The following is a 4,961-nucleotide window of genomic DNA, read 5'->3' on the forward strand; positions in this document are numbered from 1 at the left end:
CATCATCTCTACTACCGTAGAAAATAATAGTTCTCTTGTGTACTGATTTTCTGTACTTCTCTCAAATAATGCGTTTAGTTTTTGAGGAGATAAGATTTTTTCGAGCAGTCCACGAACTATAACCGACACTGGACTTTCTTCAACAAAACGCTCAAATACCTGCCCTAGAATCATTCTCCCTACTTCCTAGATTAGCAACATGGATTCTTTTACCTAACTATAATTTGGGAATAATCACAACACCTTGAAAGGGCTGGTCCTAAAGTAATACCGTTTATCAAAAGTCACTGGAAACTTGGCCCCAGTTTGTAGGGAGGTTCAATTAAGGATCTCTCTAGCCACTTTTGAGAATTGGTATAAAATCATTAATGACTGGGTTTGACAAATGTGCCCATTAAATGACGAAAGGCAGTTTCACCCATTTTTCCGGGTTGATCGCCATGAGTTTGGTTATCAGCATGATAAGCTAAGCTCATCATGTCATAGTTATTATTAGCGGGAACTGTCCTCTGTTAATACCAACTAGATCGCTTCAGTTTTGATCATGGTTTTGTGAAGAGAAACAGGTGAACGCAATCTTAAAATGAAATAAATCCTCAGTTAATTTTCTCCAGTTAATTTTCTCCATAATTATGATTAAATCAAGAATAATTTTGATCCCTCTTTGGTGAGCGTCTGTTAATAACTACCCAGAAAATAGAGTATTGAATTGATGCCAAACCCCTTAAATGAATGAAACTCAGGTAAAGTAACCTTTAATCGACGCATCAGAAAAGGAAGCCCCACAAATAAGATTAAAATCAGGAACAAGACTATAATAGTGCGGGTCATTGAAGTCGTTAGCGATTCCCCCAGATAACTCAGCAAGAGTGTGGGAGGTATCATTCCCAATAAAGTGCCTACAGCATAGCTTTTAGACGGTAACTGAGCAATGCCGAAACCGTAGCTGATGAATCCAAAAGGAAGAACTGGGAATAAACGGCTAAAGAAAATTAACCCGCCAGCATACTTGTTCTTATACTCCTCAGGAAGATCAAGAGAGCGGTTCATTAAGGTTTGAATCATAGAATGTCCTAACGTGCGACCAATCAAGTAGGCAATCATCCCACCGGTAAACCCGCCAAGAATACTATAAATTCCTGATAGGGGAAATTCCCAAATTGCCCCGCCTGCAATTACTAAAGGAGCGCCTGGAATGGGGCTAACAATCACCGATAAGGCAAGAATGCCCATATAAATTAAAGCACTGAAGGCACCCTGATCCTGAATGGCTGCTTTCAAGCCAGCAGGGGTAAGCAGATTTATCTCAGCGCTGAAAGCAAGCCACAAATAGCTTCCAATTGCGACAATCAAAACCACTAAGGTAAGAACATTTTGGGAGTTTCCCCAGGACTGAATGTGATACTTTTTTGGGTAGTTTTCTAACATATAGTTGATCTCACCAATTAGATTCTATTGCCTAAACTTTCCATTGAAAATTTGGTATTGATTATTGATTTAAGCCGTTCCTCGTGTGGGATAATTCTTACTTAAAACAAATTGTAAGCCACCTAACAAATCCTCAAATCGAGGTCGTGCAAAGGGGGCATTATTCAGCGCAACGTAGTAGAGAGTCTGATCGGGTTCAACCAAAAACAATCCCGGTTCAGCAAAAATCTCTGGTTCGTAATCGAAGGCTGCATTAGAAATATAAAGTCCCCAGTTTCGCATGGACTCCACCGTTTGCCCGTAGCCAATGGTCAGCTTATCTAATCCCCATTCTTGTTTGGCGGTTTGGGCTTTTTCTAAATTATCCCCGCTAATGGCAATGCTTTCGACACCAAGATCTTTAAATTGATCTAGCTTGTTTTCTAACTCTGCCAAATACGTCTGACAAATCGGACAATGGAGTCCCCGATAGAAAACAATCATGGTATAGTTTGGGGGCGTTTGGTCAGCGAGTGTCCAGGTTTGTCCGTTGACGGTGGAAACAGTGAGTGCTGGTGCTGTTTGATTCGGTGTGAGTTTTTGACTCATATTTAATACGCGATCATGTAATTCTTCTTTCATTAGCGTAAAAACTGATTCTGAGTTGCGACTTAAAATTGTTTTAGAAATTGGGTATAGCCATTCTTGAACTCATGAAGTTAAAGTCGAGGAGAGGTCAAGTGAAGAAAACAGAATTTGATCAGCAAGCACAATTCCCTCAAGTTTAGGAAATAACGCTTCTATTGAACTGAGGATTGAGGCTCTGTTTCTACTTTTTGATTCAAGGCTTTCCTCGCTATTTTGGTCACATAAACGGTGACGGCAACGGTTGCAATAAAGCCAATAATGCGGATCGCCCATTGTATCCCAGAAGGGGCTGCTACCTCTTGTGATCCCAAGGTCGCTAAATTTTTAGCTAAAGACCCGACATAAACAAACATGATCGTACCCGGTAGAATGCCTAAAGTACCGAGAACATAATCTCGGAAGGTTACTTTGGTTAAACCATAGGCATAGTTGAGTAAATTAAACGGAAAAATTGGAGATAAACGAGTTAACAAAACAATTTTCATTCCTTCTTCCGCCACCGCTTGGTCAATGACTTTGAATCGTTGATTCCCTTCAATTTGTTTTTCCACCCAACTCCGGGCAATATATCTTCCCACTAAAAAGGCAAGACTTGCCCCAATACTCGCTGCAATATAAACGTAGATAGACCCTTTAATTAAACCAAAAACAACCCCTGCCCCGAGGGTTAAAATTGAGGCAGGAATAAAGAATACCGTTGCTACTACATAAATCACCATAAAAACAATAGCAGCAGCAGGACCAAGTTGATTAATCCAATTTAGCGCATTGGTTAAAGCACCTTGAATATCAATCAATTGAGTGGATGCAATTAATGCTGCAACAATCACAGCAATTCCGATGTACTTCAGTTTAGAATTCATTATTCCTCCTATTTGTTGATTTTTCACGTAGAAATTAAGTTAATTAGGCACTGTTCTACCTAAAAAGGAGTAATCGTAGGATTGTTTTTCCTAGAAACTCGCATCCATTTCTAGAATCTTTGGCGCTCAATTCTATTCAATCCCTAAGACATTAGTTTTTCCTGAAAGGGGAGTTAATTTTTGACTAACTCAGGATTTTTGCCGTTTGCATACGGATAATGAAACTAGCATCAGCGTTATATCAGTTGGTTCTCAGCAACCACTAATTTCTATCGCCTTTAATGAAACTAACCCCATCGATGAGCCGAAAAGGAGGAAATTGCTATGGCAGTCGAATATGATGTTGTTATTATTGGCGGTGGTTCTGGCGGTTTAGTGGTCGCTAGTGCAGCAGCCCAGTTAAAGGCGAAAGTTGCCCTTGTGGAAAAAGATCGCTTAGGGGGCGACTGTCTCTGGTTCGGGTGTGTTCCCAGTAAATCTTTGCTTCACGCCTCCCGAGTTGCCCATGAGGTCAAAACGAGTTCCCGGTTTGGCATCTATTCCACGCCCCCCGATATCCAATTTTCCGAAGCCATGGGTCATGTCCAGCAAGCGATTAGCAATATTCAACCCAATGATTCTCCAGAACGGTTTGAAGGTTTAGGGGTGGAAGTCATTTTTGGTCAAGGCGAGTTTAAAGATGAAAAGACCTTTACCGTCAATGGGCGAGATTTAACAGCGCGTGCTTTTGTTATTTCTACCGGTTCTCGTCCGAAAGTTCCTCCCATCGAAGGCATAGAAGAAGCAGGCTTTTTAACGAACGAACAAGTCTTTTCCCTGAAAGAACGTCCAGACTCTCTCGCTGTCATTGGCGCGGGTCCCATTGGCTGTGAATTAGGACAAGCGTTTCATCGCTTAGGGTCGCAAGTGACGATGATTTCCAGTCGCGACCATATTCTACCGAAAGAAGACCCTGAAGCTGCCTTAGTGGTAGAACGACAACTTGAAGCCGATGGCATCCACCTTCTCAGAGGGGCAAGGGCACAAAAAGTGGAAGTGATTGACGGCAAGAAACATCTTTGGGTCGGCGATGAAAAAGTGGTTGTCGATGAAATTTTAGTCTCTTCTGGGCGCGTTCCTAATGTGAATTCTCTGAATTTAGAAGCAGCAGGGGTGCAATATAACGAAAAAGGCTTACTCGTTAACCAGAAACTGCAAACCTCTAACAAGCGTATTTATGGTTGTGGCGATGTGATTGGGGGGTATCAGTTTACTCATGTCGCTGGCTACGAAGCGGGAGTTGTTATTCAAAATGCCTTATTTTTCCCCTCTGCTAAAGCTGACTATCGGGTGATTCCTTGGGCAACCTTTACTGAACCGGAATTAGCCCGAGTCGGCTTAACCGAAAAACAAGCCAAAGAACGATATGGCAATGAGTTTGAAGTCCTCAAACAAGAGTTTGCAGATGTGGATCGCGCTCAAGCCGAAGGTGCGACTGAGGGCTTTGCGAAAATTATTACGACTCCCAAAGGACAAATTTTAGGAGCGCATATTGTGGGACCCTCTGCGGGAGAAATCATCCACGAAGTCATCTTGGCAATGAAGAATCAGTTACCCGTTTCGGCATTAACCGGAATGATTCATATTTATCCCACGCTTTCGGAAGTGAATAGTAAAGCTGCCTTGCAACTGAAAAAACGCAATTATGCTAAAAATGAGTTTTTACAAAACACGCTACAGAGACTGTTTGGTTTCTTACGGTCTATTGCCTAATCGACTAAGATAGCGCGATCGCGCATCATAGCAGTTGTTATTGTGAATGAACAACCTAATGTTTTGTTACACCAAGTGATAGGAAAGAGTTCCGAAAATCTCTTTCCCTACTTCTTTGTTTTCTATCTTCTCTTGATTGTCCTCTGATAAATTTATCTTACATTTAGACTCCGTTCAGGATTTTCTCAGATAACCATGGGATTCTAAAAATGAAGTGATCAAGTTAAGTATTAACTTCTAAGTAACCATGACTAACTCCCCAAATTTTATGAAAAAATCCTTGCTGGCGCT

The 4,961-nt window shown here is 41.4% G+C and carries 4 protein-coding genes; 1 reads left to right on the top strand and 3 read right to left on the bottom strand.

All coding sequences use genetic code 11. The features are described from left to right. Nucleotides 1–678 precede the first annotated feature (678 nt). The 3 genes from GVY04_00790 to GVY04_00800 form a co-directional block, all read right to left on the bottom strand. Nucleotides 679–1,428 carry a TVP38/TMEM64 family protein gene (locus tag GVY04_00790; protein NBD14712.1) on the bottom strand — a complete coding sequence of 250 codons (750 nt, stop codon included), beginning with the start codon at nt 1,426–1,428 and terminating at the stop codon, nt 679–681. A 69-nt stretch (nt 1,429–1,497) separates the two neighbouring features. Then, nucleotides 1,498–2,016: a redoxin domain-containing protein gene (locus GVY04_00795; GenBank protein ID NBD14713.1), complete on the bottom strand. Its 519-nt coding sequence runs from the start codon at nt 2,014–2,016 to the stop codon at nt 1,498–1,500. A 191-nt stretch (nt 2,017–2,207) separates the two neighbouring features. Continuing rightward, on the bottom strand, nt 2,208–2,843 hold the full coding sequence (locus GVY04_00800; protein ID NBD14714.1) for a hypothetical protein: 636 nt from the start codon (nt 2,841–2,843) through the stop codon (nt 2,208–2,210). Nucleotides 2,844–3,242: 399 nt separating this feature from the next. On the opposite strand from GVY04_00800, the gene GVY04_00805 reads away from it, so the two are divergent. Further along, nucleotides 3,243–4,670 (top strand): FAD-dependent oxidoreductase, encoded by a 1,428-nt coding sequence (locus GVY04_00805; GenBank protein NBD14715.1) that lies wholly within the window; start codon nt 3,243–3,245, stop codon nt 4,668–4,670. The last annotated feature ends 291 nt before the right edge of the window (nt 4,671–4,961 follow it).

This window comes from Cyanobacteria bacterium GSL.Bin1 (assembly GCA_009909085.1).
In the GTDB taxonomy this organism is placed as follows: domain Bacteria; phylum Cyanobacteriota; class Cyanobacteriia; order Cyanobacteriales; family Rubidibacteraceae; genus Halothece.